The organism is Streptomyces sp. NPDC048361, from assembly GCF_040651795.1.
Classification (GTDB): Bacteria; Actinomycetota; Actinomycetes; order Streptomycetales; family Streptomycetaceae; genus Streptomyces.
The window spans coordinates 58,320-71,673 of the sequence record NZ_JBEZKW010000041.1 but is presented as its reverse complement, the minus strand read 5'-3'; the positions used below and the strand labels follow the sequence as shown (position 1 = coordinate 71,673).

General features: G+C 70.5%; 9 protein-coding genes and 5 tRNA genes. 6 read left to right on the top strand and 8 right to left on the bottom strand.

Going from position 1 to position 13,354, the window contains the following annotated elements:
- Positions 1–51: 51 nt before the first annotated feature.
- The 5 genes from AB0D31_RS23185 to AB0D31_RS23165 form a co-directional block, all read right to left on the bottom strand.
- Positions 52–124: transfer RNA gene (locus AB0D31_RS23185), tRNA-Lys, on the bottom strand.
- A gap of 135 nt (positions 125–259) precedes the next feature.
- Positions 260–1,786 (bottom strand): amino acid permease, encoded by a 1,527-nt coding sequence (locus AB0D31_RS23180; RefSeq protein WP_362726214.1) that lies wholly within the window; start codon positions 1,784–1,786, stop codon positions 260–262.
- A gap of 168 nt (positions 1,787–1,954) precedes the next feature.
- Positions 1,955–4,276, bottom strand: a complete 2,322-nt coding sequence (locus AB0D31_RS23175) for a DEAD/DEAH box helicase (RefSeq protein WP_362726212.1) — start codon at positions 4,274–4,276, stop codon at positions 1,955–1,957.
- 198 nt (positions 4,277–4,474) lie between these two features.
- Entirely contained in the window at positions 4,475–5,017 is a 543-nt protein-coding gene (locus tag AB0D31_RS23170) for a hypothetical protein (protein WP_362726209.1), read from the bottom strand.
- 255 nt (positions 5,018–5,272) lie between these two features.
- Positions 5,273–5,623, bottom strand: a complete 351-nt coding sequence (locus AB0D31_RS23165) for a metallopeptidase family protein (RefSeq protein WP_189764959.1) — start codon at positions 5,621–5,623, stop codon at positions 5,273–5,275.
- Between the two features lie 157 nt (positions 5,624–5,780).
- On the opposite strand from AB0D31_RS23165, the gene AB0D31_RS23160 reads away from it, so the two are divergent.
- The 3 genes from AB0D31_RS23160 (at position 5,781) to AB0D31_RS23150 (ending at position 6,069) form a co-directional block, all read left to right on the top strand.
- Positions 5,781–5,853 (top strand) — tRNA-Glu (locus tag AB0D31_RS23160).
- A gap of 38 nt (positions 5,854–5,891) precedes the next feature.
- Positions 5,892–5,966, top strand: a tRNA-Asp gene (locus tag AB0D31_RS23155).
- A gap of 26 nt (positions 5,967–5,992) precedes the next feature.
- Positions 5,993–6,069: transfer RNA gene (locus tag AB0D31_RS23150), tRNA-Phe, on the top strand.
- Between the two features lie 216 nt (positions 6,070–6,285).
- On the opposite strand, the gene AB0D31_RS23145 is transcribed toward AB0D31_RS23150, so the two are convergent.
- From AB0D31_RS23145 to AB0D31_RS23135, 3 genes are all read right to left on the bottom strand, one after another.
- Entirely contained in the window at positions 6,286–7,125 is an 840-nt protein-coding gene (locus tag AB0D31_RS23145) for a cytochrome c biogenesis CcdA family protein (protein ID WP_362726206.1), read from the bottom strand.
- Entirely contained in the window at positions 7,122–7,904 is a 783-nt protein-coding gene (locus AB0D31_RS23140) for a thioredoxin domain-containing protein (RefSeq protein WP_362726203.1), read from the bottom strand. The genes AB0D31_RS23145 and AB0D31_RS23140 overlap by 4 nt, the downstream gene beginning before the upstream one ends.
- A 106-nt stretch (positions 7,905–8,010) precedes the next feature.
- Entirely contained in the window at positions 8,011–8,466 is a 456-nt protein-coding gene (locus tag AB0D31_RS23135; protein WP_362726200.1) for a hypothetical protein, read from the bottom strand.
- 106 nt (positions 8,467–8,572) lie between these two features.
- On the opposite strand from AB0D31_RS23135, the gene hrpA reads away from it, so the two are divergent.
- The 3 genes from hrpA to AB0D31_RS23120 all read left to right on the top strand — a co-directional run bounded on the left by hrpA (position 8,573) and on the right by AB0D31_RS23120 (position 13,079).
- On the top strand, positions 8,573–12,493 hold the full coding sequence (gene hrpA / locus AB0D31_RS23130) for an ATP-dependent RNA helicase HrpA (RefSeq protein WP_362726197.1): 3,921 nt from the start codon (positions 8,573–8,575) through the stop codon (positions 12,491–12,493).
- 90 nt (positions 12,494–12,583) lie between these two features.
- Positions 12,584–12,658: transfer RNA gene (locus AB0D31_RS23125), tRNA-Asp, on the top strand.
- 247 nt (positions 12,659–12,905) lie between these two features.
- On the top strand, positions 12,906–13,079 hold the full coding sequence (locus AB0D31_RS23120) for a DUF6274 family protein (RefSeq protein ID WP_362726194.1): 174 nt from the start codon (positions 12,906–12,908) through the stop codon (positions 13,077–13,079).
- The last annotated feature ends 275 nt before the right edge of the window (positions 13,080–13,354 follow it).

The following is a 13,354-nucleotide window of genomic DNA, read 5'->3' as shown; positions in this document are numbered from 1 at the left end:
CCGGGGCGCTCCTGTGCAGGTCAGAGGGGGTGAACCCTCCGCCACTCGATGTAGGCCATGTCGGACTCGAACCGACAACCAACGGATTAAAAGTCCGCTGCTCTGCCAATTGAGCTAATGGCCCTTGGCGCGTCACCCCCGAGCATAGCCGGACGGCGCCCGGCAGCCGATCGGGTATCGGGTGTCGGGCCCGTCGCGGGTCGGGCGGGGGGTCGCACAGACTTCTCGAGTCGGGCAGAGCCGGACGAAGCGGGCCCGCTCACTCCTTCGGGGTTCCCTCCCCCGTGGGTCGCAGGAACCAGTGCCGTGCCGAGGCCACCCACCACACCGTCGCGAAGCCCAGGACGGCGAGGACGGCGATCGGGGCGTAGTTGAAGGTTTCCCAGGTCACCGGGGAGACCTGCGGCAGCATGAACAGGACGGTGATGACCGCCACCCATGCCACCGCCACGATGCCGATCGGGCGCGACCAGCGGCCCAGGTGCCAGGGGCCCCGGGCGAACGCGTCGCCGCGGAACAGGCGCAGCAGGGTGGGAATGACGTACGCGATGTAGAGGCCGATCACCGCGATCGAGGTCACCGCCGCGTACGCCGTGACGTTGATCAGGTACGGCAGGCCCAGGACCAGCGCCGCGCCCGCGGCGAGCCAGACCGCGGCGACCGGGGTGCGGGTGCGCGGGCTCACCGTGTGCCACAGGCGGGAGAAGGGGAGGGCGCCGTCGCGTGAAAAGGCGTAGATCATACGGGAGTTGGCGGTCACCGACGCCATGCCGCAGAAGAGCTGCGCGCCGATCACGACCAGAAGGAGCAGCTTCCCGCCGGTTTCGCCCAGCGAGTCCAGGAGGATCTGGGCCGGGGGCGCGCCGGTGTCCGAGTTCAGCTGGGTGTCGTACGAGCCGATCGCGTACGTGAAGCCGAGCAGCAGGACGAAGCCGGCTATCCAGGACGTCCAGATGGAGCGGACGATGCCGCGCGGGCCGGCCGTCGAGGCGTCGTGGGTCTCCTCCGTCATGTGCGCGGAGGCGTCGTATCCGGTGAAGGTGTACTGGGCCATCAGGAGGCCGATCAGGACCACGTACACGCTGTTGGTGAAGCCCGTCTCGTTGACGAAGTCGGTGAAGACGAACGACGTCGAGCGGTGCGTGTCGGGTACGAGGGCCAGGGCCGCGACGATCGCTGCCACGCCAAGGACGTGCCACCACACGCTCACGCTGTTGAGGAACGCCACGATGCGTACGCCGAAGGTGTTCAGGAGGCCGTGCAGGAGCAGGATCGCGGCGAACAGGAGGATCGTGCGCGCCGGGGTGACGTCGAAGCCGAACTGGAGGTTCAGATACGCCCCGAGGAAGGAGGCCGCGCCGAAGTCCACGCCCGCGGTCACCGCGATCTGGCCGAGCACGTTGAACCAGCCCGTGAACCACGCCCAGGCGGCGGCCTGCCGGGGCGGGGCGAGGCGGTGCGCCCAGAAGTACAGGCCGGCCGAGGTGGGGTAGGCGGAGCAGATCTCGGCCATCGCCAGGCCGACGATCAGCGTCATCAGGCCCACGGCCACCCAGCCCCAGGTGATGAGGGCGGGGCCGCCGGTCTTCATGCCGTACGCGTACATCGTCAGGCACCCCGAGAGCACCGAGATGATCGTGAACGAGACGGCGTAGTTGGAGAACGCCGACATGCGGCGCGCGAGGACCTGCTTGTAGCCGAGCTGCGCCAGGAGCTCCTCGTCCGAGCCCGGCCCGGGCCCGGGCCCCGCTGTTCCCCCGCTGGTGGTGCCGACGTCATTTGTCATGCCCCCAGCGATTCCCAACCCGCGGGTACGGCATGCGCCGTCGGGCGGCCGGAATCGAGCGGTTCCGGGTCGTCTCGGGAGCCGGGGCACACAAAAGGGCCCGTACGCCACCGGGCAGGTGGAGTACGGGCCCTGATGATCCGTCAGGCGACGGAGGGGATTGCGCGATCAGCCGTTGCGCTTCCAGCGGGGCTTGTCGTCGCGACGGCCGAAGGAACCGGTGTTGGTGCCGGTGCCGCGGTGCTCGTCACGACGGCCCTGCGGGCGGTCGTGGCCACCGGTGCGGAAGCCGCCGCCGGCCGGGCGGTCGTCACGACGGTCGCGGTTGAACGGACGGTCGCTGCCACCGCGGTTGAAGCCGCCGGAGGGGCGCTCGTCACGACGGTCGCGGTTGAAGCCGCGGTCGCCGCCGCGGTCGTCGCGGTTGAAGCCACCCGAGGGGCGCTCGTCGCGGCGGAAGCCGCCACGGTCGCCGCCGCGGTCGTCACGGTTGAAACCACCCGAGGGACGCTCGTCGCGACGGAAACCGCCGGAGGGGCGGTCGTCACGGCGCTGGAAGCCGCCACGGTCGCCGCCGCGGTCGTCACGGTTGAAGCCACCCGAGGGACGCTCGTCGCGACGGAAGCCACCGGAGGGGCGGTCGTCACGGCGCTGGAAACCGCCGGAGGGACGGTCGTCGCGGCGCTGGAAGCCACCACGGTCGCCACCGCGGTCGTCCCGGCGGTCACGGTTGAAGCCGCCCGAGGGACGGTCGTCGCGGCGGAAGCCGCCACGGTCTCCACCGCGGTTGTCGCGGTCGCCACCACGGTTGTCGCGGCGGTCGAAGCTGCCACGGTCGTCACGGCGCTGGAAGCCACCGCGGTCCTCGCGGGCCTCCGGCTGGGCCGGCACGGCAGCGGCAGCAGCAGCAGCCGCGACCTCGGCCTCGGCCTCGGCGACGACCTCGGCGACCGCGGCCTCCGGGTCCTCACCGCGCTCACGGGCGGCGCGCGCCACGAGGCGGTCGGCCTCCTCGCGCAGCTCGCCGGCGCGGCGGGTCAGCCGCTCCAGCTCCTTGGTCAGCTCGGCGACCTCGCGCTCGGCCTGCTTGGCCGAGTTGTTCGCGGAGTCGGCCTGGACCTCGGTGAGCGAACGGGCGCCGGTGATCTCGGCGACCTCCGGGTCGAACGCGCCGGCGCTCTGGATGATGTGGCGCGAGGCGTCGACGCCCGCGTCCTCCATCAGCCGGAAGATCTGGCGGCGCTGGTGCGGCAGCGACAGCGACACGACGACACCGGACTTGCCGGCGCGGGCGGTACGGCCCGAGCGGTGCAGGTAGTCCTTGTGGTCGCCGGCCGGGTCCACGTTGAGGACCAGGTCGATGCCGTCGACGTGGATGCCGCGGGCGGCGACGTCGGTGGCGACCAGAGCGTTGACGTAGCCCTTCTTGAAGTCCTCAAGGACGCGGGTACGGGCACCCTGGGTCATGCCGCCGTGCAGCGCGTCGGCCTTCACGCCCGACTCGCACAGCTGCTCGGCGATACGGTCCGCGCCCAGCTGGGTGCGGACGAAGATGATGGTGCGGCCCTTGCGGGCGGCGATGGCGGCGGTGACCGGCGCCTTGTCCTTCGGCTTCACGACCAGGACGTGGTGGGTCATCGTCGAGACGTTGCCCTGCGCGCTGTCGACCTCGTGCGTGACGGGGTTGGACAGGTAGCGCTTGACCAGCGTGGAGATCTCGTTCTCCATGGTGGCGGAGAAGAGCATGCGCTGGCCGCCGCCGGGGATCTGGTCGAGCAGCTCGGTGACCTCGGGCAGGAAGCCCAGGTCGGACATCTGGTCGGCCTCGTCGAGGACGGCGACCTGGACGTTGGCGAGCGAGCAGGCGCCGCGGTTGATGAGGTCGCGCAGACGGCCCGGGGTGGCGACGAGGACGTCGACGCCGCGCTCCAGGGCGTAGATCTGGTTGCTCATCGACGTACCGCCGCAGACGACCTTCATCTTCAGGCCGAGCACGTCGCCGTAGGGCTGGAGCGCGTCCGCGACCTGCATCGCGAGCTCACGCGTCGGCGTGAGGATGATCGCGCGGGGCTTCTTCTTCTCGGTGTGGCCGCCGGTCAGCGTGGCCAGGGTCGGCAGACCGAAGGAGAGGGTCTTGCCGGAGCCGGTGCGGCCACGGCCGAGGATGTCCTTGCCGGCCAGGGCGTCCGGGATGGTCGCGGCCTGGATCGGGAAGGGGCTGGTCACGCCGTTCTGCGCGAGCTTGCGCACGACACCCTCGGGCAGACCGAGGTCCGCGAAGGTGACGGTGGGCTCGGTGTTCTCGTCCGCCTCGGAGTCGGTGCTCTCCGCGACCTCGACGAGCTCGACGACCTCGATGATGTCGGAAGCCGCTGCGTCGGAGGCCGCTACGGCCTCGACGACGTCGTTCTGGGCGGCCTCGACGGCCTCGGCGGAGTCGGTGTTCTCGTTCTCGGGCAGGACGGAGTGGTCAGTGCTGGAAATGGACATGCGAAATGCGAAACCTTCCGGAGTCTCGGCACGCGCCCGTCAACTCCGTGAATTCGCAATTCGACCGCCTCAATGCGGTCAGCCACGGCTAGGGAGAGTACGCGCCACACGGCGCTCTTCTGTGTCGGCGCCGGGCAATGGGATCAAACGATCTACTACCATACGCACTCCCACCCCCCTAAGGCAAACCGAGTCCGCCTAAACCGGTCCGACCTGCGGTGATGCGGTCGGCTCCTGATCGATCGGAGCCTGGTTCCTACGGAGCGCGCTGTTGTGCGTGTCGGCTCCGGGCGTCGTGGACGGCGACGCGGGCGGCGGGGGCGAGACCGGGGGCGGCGACGGCGAGGCCGGCGGCGGGGGCGGGTCGGAGTGGGTCGGCGTCGGGGCGGGCCGCGAGGCACCCTGCGAGGGCTTGGCAGGGCCGCCCGCACCGCCCGGCTTCGGGTGGACGCCGACCGAAGGCGCGGCCGACCCCGGCGCCGGTGACCCGCTGGGCCTGGCCGACCCCGACGCCGCGCCGGACGCCTTGGGGTCGCGCTTGCCGGTACGCCCCTTGCCCTCGCTCACCCCGCCCTTGCCCTCGTCCGGCCTGGCCGCCGCGTCGCCGTGCCGCCCGGCGGAGACCGAGGGCCTCGGCCTGCCCTCGTCGTCGCTCACGCTCATGCAGCCCGCCGACGCCGTGAGCACCAGGACGGTCACGGCCAGCTCGGCCAGGCGGGCAGGGGTGGTCAACTGGCGCACGGGGGCACCTCCGGAACACGGGAGCAGCGGGGTCGTACGTTCCAACTCCCGCGCCCCCACGGGGGACACGCCCGGCCCGCACCCGGCTTGCGCCCGACATCCGTCCGAGCGCGGCGGGGGCGGCCACGGAGGCACGCGCCGGTCGGGCTATGGGTGTGGGCCCGGGCTTGGGTGTGGGTGTGGGCCCGGGCTTCGGCGTGGGCCGGGGCTTGCGCCGGGCTGCAACGTGGGCCGGGGCTTCGGCGTGGGCCGGGGTCAGCCGTAACCGAGAGCGTGCAGCCGGGCGTCGTCGATGCCGAAGTGGTGGGCGATCTCGTGCACCACGGTCACTTCCGTCTCGGCGACGACTTCCTCCCGCGTCCCGCACATACGCAGCGTGGGCCCCCGGTAGATGGTGATGCGGTCGGGGAGCACCCCCGCGTACCACTCGCCGCGGTCGGTGAGCGGGGTTCCCTCGTAGAGTCCGAGCAGTTCGGGGTCGTCGGGGGCCGGCTCGTCCTCGACGAACACGGCGACGTTGTCCATCAGCCGTGTCAGCTCGGGCGGTATCCGGTCCAGCGCCTCGCCGACCAGTTCCTCGAACTCCTCGCGCGTCATCTCCAGCACCCGACCATTGTCGGTCAGGCACGGGGATACGGCCGTGCGGCGGGGTGCTCAGGGAGGCTTCGGCAGGGTCCCGGGTAACCGTTTTGGCGAAACCCTCCGCATCCCATATGCTTCTCACGTCCCCGACGCGCTGCAAAGCGCCCAGGCGGGCCAATTAGCCCTCATCGTCTAGTGGCCCAGGACGCCGCCCTTTCAAGGCGGTAGCACGGGTTCGAATCCCGTTGGGGGCACGCACAATCCTGTGCGAGACTTGGTCTCGCGCAAGCTTGGTCCTGTGGAGCAGTTTGGAGTGCTCGCCACCCTGTCAAGGTGGAGGCCGCGGGTTCAAATCCCGTCAGGACCGCTGTAGTTCACCTCGGTGAGCTACGTGGCTGGGTAGCTCAGTTGGTACGAGCGATCGCCTGAAAAGCGATAGGTCGCCGGTTCGACCCCGGCCCCAGCCACCATAGAAAGCCCCGGCCCCTCCGGCCGGGGCTTTCGTCGTCCCCGGCCCGGCGGCCCGGCTCGACCTGGTCCCGCTCACGAGACCTGGTCCGGCTTACGAGTTCGGCCCGTACGCGGCCGGCCGCGCAGTTCCCCACGCCCCCTGGGTGGGTCGACCTTGGCAGGATGCCCACCCCAAGCCTCCCCGCGCCCCTGACGGGGCCCAGGAAGTCGGGGCGTCAGGGCGTATCGTCCGGGCGGGGGCGGGCACGCCACCCCCGTACCCCCAGCGTCACCCCCGCCACCGCCACCAGCGCAAGCAGCAGCGCCCAGTTCGGCACCGCGTCGCCGACCCCCCGCGTCCACTCCTCCACCGCGTACGAGTCGTCGACGTCCAGCAGGCCCGGCAGCCCCGTCGCTCCGTCGTACGCCAGGAACAGCGCGCCCAGGGCGATGAAGAACAGGCCCGACAGGAGGGAGGTGGTGTGGAGTTCGAGCCGGCCCAGCCGGAGGATCCGCCCGCGCAGCCACCCGCGGCCGCCCAGTTCGAAGCGCTCCCACAGCAGGGCCAGGAGGAAGAGGGGGACTGCCATGCCCAGCGCGTACACCGCGAGCAGCAGCCCGCCGTAGACCGGGCTGCCACTCACCGCCGCCACCGTCAGAACGCTCCCCAGGATCGGGCCCGCGCAGAACCCCGCGAGGCCGTAGACCGCGCCCAGCGCGTACACGGACAACGCCGTCGTGGGGCGGATCTTCCCCGACAGCTCCGTCATACGGCGGCTGGCGAAACCCATCCCCACGATCTGGGCGACGCCGAGCACGATGATCAGCCAGCCGCCGAAGAGCACCAGCTGATCGCGGTGACCGTAGAAGAGGCGGCCCGCGTACGACCCCGCCGCACCCAGCGGCACCAGGGTCGTGGCCAGCCCCGCGTAGAAGATCCCGGTGCGCGCGAGCAACTTGGTGCGGCTGGAGATCGAGTACGCGAAGAACGCCGGCAGCAGCAGCGCGCTGCACGGACTCAGCAGGGCGAGCAGACCGCCGAGGAACGCCGCGAGGTAGCCGATGTCCGGGGTCACTTCTTCGCCGCCCCGGCCGCCGCGGCCTCGATGACCTGTGCGAAGGAGTCCATCGGCTGGGCGCCCGCGATCGGGGTGCCGTTGATGAGGAAGGAGGGGGTGGAGCTCGCGCCGAGCCCGTACGCCTCCTCCTGGTCCTTCTTCACCGCCGCCTTCGCCGCATCACTGTCGAGGTCCCTCGCGAAGCGTCCCGTGTCCGGCACGCCCGCCTCCTCGGCCAGCGCCTTCAGCCGGTCACCGCCGAACCCCTTCTCCTTCGCGCCCTCCGCGTACGCCGCCGCGTGGAACTGCCAGAACCTGCCCTGCTGCCCCGCCGCCCACGCCCCGCGCGCGGCCGCCTCCGATTCGGCGCCGAAGATCGGGTAGTTGCGCCACTCGATGCGCAGGGTGCCGTTGTCGACGTACTTCTTCACCAGGGCGGGCTCGGTGTCGCGGGCGAACTTCCCGCAGTACGAGCACTTGAAGTCGGCGTACTCGATCATCACGACCGGCGCGTCGGGCCGGCCCTGGGCGAGCGGGTCCTTGGCGTCGCGCCGGGCCAGTTGCGCCGGCTCCGGGTGACCGCCCCCGGCCGGCTCGGCGGTCGAGGCGGCGTCGTTGACGGTGGGCCTCGGGTCGGGCGATGTCGCCTGGTAGGACGCCATTCCCAGCACACCGGCGGCGACCAGGACGGCCGCCCCGATGAGGAACGGCTTGCGCGACGTGGCGGACGCGGCGGGCTTGGTCGGCTTGGCGCGCTCGGCCGACTTGGCGGCGGCGGGCTTCGTGTTCTTGGGCATGCGGAAACTCCGGGTGCGTACGAGACGTACAGGGACGTGCTGAGGAGGGGGAGGAGGGGACGGACGGGCGGTCGCCCGGGGCGAGGCCGGACCGTCCAGACAGTCCCTAGACCCTGAGCACCGAGAGTTCGACGGGAGTGGGCGCGCCGAGCGTGGGCCCGCGGACCGGCGGGTTGCGATGGGCCGCGTACAGCGCGCCGAGTGTGGCGGGCGCGACGCGGTCCTCCAGGACCGGCGCCTGGTCGTGGGCGGTACGGGCCCGGACCGGCGCGGCGGGGTCGGAATCCTGGTGGCGGCTGCCCTGCTTGCAGCCGGGCGTACCCGAGTGATCCGTGAGGACCGGCGGCGTCCCGCTTTCGGACGGGTCCGCCGCCTGCGCCACGGCCGCCGCCTGCGTCATCGCGGAGACCGCCACGGCCGGCACCCGCGTCACGGCGGAGACCGGCGCGGCCGGCGCCGCCGGCGCCGCCTGGACCGGTCCGCACCACCCCACCCCGAGCACCCCAAGCACCAGCAACAGCGCCGCCGTGAGGCGGCGGCGCGGGGCTCGGGTGCGGGGCATGCCCGAAATGGTACGGGGTGGGGGCCCACGAGCCCGGCATGATCCAAACGAGCGGCCCTAAATGCGTTCGCCACTCGTCCTCGGCGGGTGAGATCCTGAACCAGGTATGTCTACTTCCTTCGCCGATCTCCAGACGCTGCTCGACGGGGCCTCGCTGCGCGACGCCCACCGCCTGGGCCGCCGTCTCGAAGGCGCCCGCCGCATCCGTAAGCCCGAGGCCCGGCAGGCCGTGCTCGACGAGATCGCCGCCGAGGCCCAGAAGTCCGCCGAGCGCATCGCCCGGCGGGCCGCCCGCATGCCCGAGATCAGCTACCCCGAGCAGCTCCCGGTCAGCCAGAAGAAGGACGACATCCTTCAGGCGATACGCGACCACCAGGTCGTGATCGTCGCGGGTGAGACCGGCTCCGGCAAGACCACCCAGATCCCCAAGATCTGCATGGAGCTCGGCCGTGGCGTGCGCGGCATGATCGGGCACACCCAGCCCCGCAGGCTCGCGGCCCGTACGGTCGCGGACCGTATCGCCGAGGAGCTGAAGACCCCGCTGGGTGAGGCGGTGGGCTGGAAGGTCCGCTTCACCGACCAGGTCGACCAGAACGCGACCTTCGTGAAGCTGATGACCGACGGCATCCTGCTCGCCGAGATCCAGACCGACCGCGAGCTGCGCGCCTACGACACGATCATCATCGACGAGGCCCACGAGCGGTCCCTCAACATCGACTTCCTGCTCGGCTATCTGGCCCAGCTGCTGCCGAAGCGCCCCGACCTGAAGGTCGTCATCACCTCGGCGACCATCGACCCCGAGCGGTTCTCGCGCCACTTCGGCGACGCGCCGATCGTCGAGGTCAGCGGCCGTACGTATCCGGTCGAGGTGCGTTACCGGCCGCTCCTGGAAGAGGACTCCGAGGACGCCGACCGGGATCAGATCACCGCGATCTGCGACGCCGTGGACGAGCTCCAGGCCGAGGGCCCCGGCGACATCCTGGTCTTCCTCTCGGGCGAGCGCGAGATCCGGGACACCGCGGACGCGCTGATCAAGAAGAACCTCCGCTCGACCGAGGTGCTCCCCCTCTACGCGCGCCTCTCCCACGCCGAGCAGCACCGCGTCTTCCAGCAGCACAGCGGCCGCCGGATCGTGCTCGCGACCAACGTCGCCGAGACCTCCCTGACCGTCCCGGGCATCAAGTACGTCATCGACCCGGGCACCGCCCGCATCTCGCGCTACAGCCACCGCACCAAGGTGCAGCGCCTGCCGATCGAGCCGGTCAGCCAGGCCAGCGCCAACCAGCGCAAGGGCCGCTGCGGCCGTACGTCCGACGGCATCTGCATCCGGCTGTACGGCGAGGACGACTTCGTCACGCGCCCCGAGTTCACGGACGCGGAGATCCTCCGGACCAACCTGGCGTCCGTCATCCTCCAGATGACCGCGGCCGGCCTCGGCGACATCGAGAAGTTCCCCTTCATCGACCCGCCGGACCACCGCAACATCCGTGACGGCGTCCAACTCCTCCAGGAACTGGGCGCGTTGGACCCGGCGGAGAAGGATCCGAAGAAGCGCCTCACCCAGCAGGGCCGCAAGCTCAGCCAGCTCCCCGTCGACCCGCGGCTCGCCCGCATGGTCCTGGAGGCCGACAAGAACGGCTGCGTACGCGAGGTCATGGTCATCGCGGCCGCGCTCTCCATCCAGGACCCGCGTGAGCGTCCCAGCGAGAAGCAGGCGCAGGCCGACCAGCAGCACGCCCGCTTCAAGGACGAGACCAGCGACTTCCTGGCCTACCTCAACCTGTGGCGGTACGTACGCGAGCAGCAGAAGGAGCGCGGCTCCTCCAGCTTCCGCCGGATGTGCAAGCAGGAGTACCTGAACTTCCTGCGCATCCGCGAGTGGCAGGACATCTACTCGCAGCTGCGGACCGTGGCCAAGACGATGGGCATCCACCTCAACGAGGAGGACGCACCCGAGCAGTCCGTGCACACCTCGCTGCTCGCTGGTCTGCTCTCGCACATCGGCATGAAGGACACCGAGAAGAACGAGTACCTGGGCGCCCGCAGCGCCAAGTTCGCGATCTTCCCGGGCTCGGCGCTCTTCAAGAAGCAGCCCAAGCTCGTGATGTCCGCGGAGCTGGTGGAGACCTCGCGGTTGTGGGCCCGGGTCAACGCGAAGATCGAGCCCGAGTGGATCGAGCCGCTCGCCCAGCACCTGATCAAGCGCACCTACAGCGAGCCGCACTGGGAGAAGGACCAGGCCGCGGTGATGGCGTACGAACGCGTCACGCTGTACGGCGTGCCGATCGTCGCCAACCGCAAGGTCAACTACGGCCGCATCGACGCCGAGGCCTCACGCGACCTGTTCATCCGCAACGCCCTGGTCGAGGGCGACTGGCGCACCCACCACAAGTTCTTCGCGGACAACCGCAAGCTCCTCACCGAGGTCGAGGAGCTGGAGCACCGCGCGCGGCGCCGCGACATCCTCGTCGACGACGAGACGCTCTTCGACTTCTACGACCGGCGGGTCCCCGACCATGTCGTGTCGGGCGCGCACTTCGACTCGTGGTGGAAGCACAAGAAGCACGAAGAGCCCGAACTCCTCGACTTCGAGCGCGAGATGCTCATCAACGAGAAGGCCGGCGCCGTCACCAAGGACGACTATCCGGACTCCTGGCGCCAGGGCCCGCTGAAGTTCCGCGTGACCTACCAGTTCGAGCCGGGCGCGGACGCGGACGGCGTGACCGTGCACGTGCCGCTCCACGTCCTCAACCAGGTCACCGACGAGGGCTTCGACTGGCAGATCCCGGGCCTGCGCGAGGAGGTCGTCACCGAGCTGATCCGCTCCCTGCCCAAGCCCATCCGCCGCCATTACGTACCGGCGCCCAACTACGCCTCGAAGTTCCTGGACCGGGCCGTGCCCTTGCAGGAGCCCCTGCCGGTCACCCTCGCCCGCGAACTCCAGCGGATGGTGGGCGTCCCGGTCACGGCCGACGACTTCGACCTGACGCGCGTACCGGACCACCTGAAGATCACGTTCCGGATCATCGACGAGCGGCGCCGCAAGCTGGCCGAGGACAAGGACCTGGAGGCGCTCAAGCTCCAGCTGCGCCCCAAGGCCCGTCAGGCGCTCTCCCAGGCCGCCGCGGCGACCGCGGGCCCGACGGGCGAGTCCATCGAGCGCTCGGGCCTCACGGACTGGACGATCGGCACCCTGACGAAGGTCTTCGAAACGCGCCGGGCCGGCCAGCCGGTCAAGGCGTACCCGGCGCTGGTGGACGCCGGCGAGTCCGTCTCGGTACGCCTCTTCGACACCGAGGCCGAGCAGCGGCAGGCGATGTGGCGCGGCACCCGCAAGCTCATCCTGCTCAACATCCCGGTGAACCCGGCCAAGTTCGCCTCGGACAAGCTCACCAACCAGCAGAAGCTCGCCCTGTCCCGCAATCCGCACGGCTCGATCCAGGCGCTGTTCGACGACTGCGCGACGGCGGCGGCGGACAAGCTGATCGCGGACCACGGCGGCCCGGCCTGGGACGAGGAATCGTTCCGCACGCTGTACGACAAGGTCCGCGCGGACCTGGTGGACGCGACGGTCCGCACGGTCGGCCAGGTCCAGCAGATCCTGGCGGCCTGGCAGGCCTGTGAGCGCCGTCTGAAGGCCACGAACAGCCTGACCCTGGTCGCCAACGTGGCGGACGTACGCACCCAGCTGGCGACCCTGGTGCCGCCCGGCTTCGTCACGCTCACCGGGCTCAAGAGGCTGCCCGACCTGATGCGCTACCTGGTCGCGGTGGACCGCAGGCTCCAGCAGATGCCGACGGCCGTCCAGCGCGACACCACGCGCATGGAGAAGGTCCACGAGATGCAGGACGAGTACGCCTGGCTCCTGGAGCAGTTGCCGAAGGGCCGGCCCGTACCGCAGCAGGTCCTGGACATCCGCTGGATGATCGAGGAGCTCCGCGTGAGCTACTTCGCGCACGCGCTCGGCACGGCGTTCCCGGTCTCCGACAAGCGGATCGTGAAGGCGATCGACGCGGTGGCGCCGTAGCGCGGGCATCGCTGTGAGTGAGTTCGACCTGACCAGCTGACCTGCTGTAGAGTCTCACTCGCAGCCAAGCACCAATGGGCTGCGAAACAAGGTCCTGTGGAGCAGTTTGGAGTGCTCGCCACCCTGTCAAGGTGGAGGCCGCGGGTTCAAATCCCGTCAGGACCGCAGTAGATGGTGAAGCCCCGCATCCCTTCTTGGGAGCGGGGCTTCGTCGTTCCCGCACATCTCCCCCTGCGAGCGGGGCTTCGCCGTTCCCGGAACCAGCCCCGGAACCAGCCCTCGGAACCGGGTCCCGAAACCCGCCCCCGGAACCCGTCCCCTCCGGGAGGCCGCGTCTCCCGTCTTGACGGCGTCGCCTCGCGCCGGTACCCCTGCAAGGAAGGGGAGCGGGGGCTGCCCCAGGAGGTGGCGCATGACGGCATCGTCGAGGCATGAGACCCGCGCGCTGCTGCGCGCCCATCTGTCGGCCGCTCTCGGCTATCGCCACCTCACCCGGCACTGCGCGGTCTGCCATCGCCTCCTGCGGCTCGCCATGGAGGTTTCCGACCCCATACGGCCCGAGGACGAAAGACCCCCCAACCGGTGACCATTGGCGGCCTCGCGGCCGTCCGCGCGGTGAAAGGCTCTGGAGGGGAGGGGACTTGAGGGAGTGTGACGGGAGTCACGAAATGAGTTTCGAGAACGGGTGAACTTACAGCTCCCCTACAACGTCCCGATTTAATATGTGCAATTGCACCGCCCTGAGGAGCCCGGCCCGCGGCGCAGCGGAGGGCTTCCCTCCGGAGGGGTTGCGAGGCGGCCGGGGGAGGTGCCGGACGTGCCGGACAAGGCCGGACATAAAAAAATCGCGCTGGACCCGGC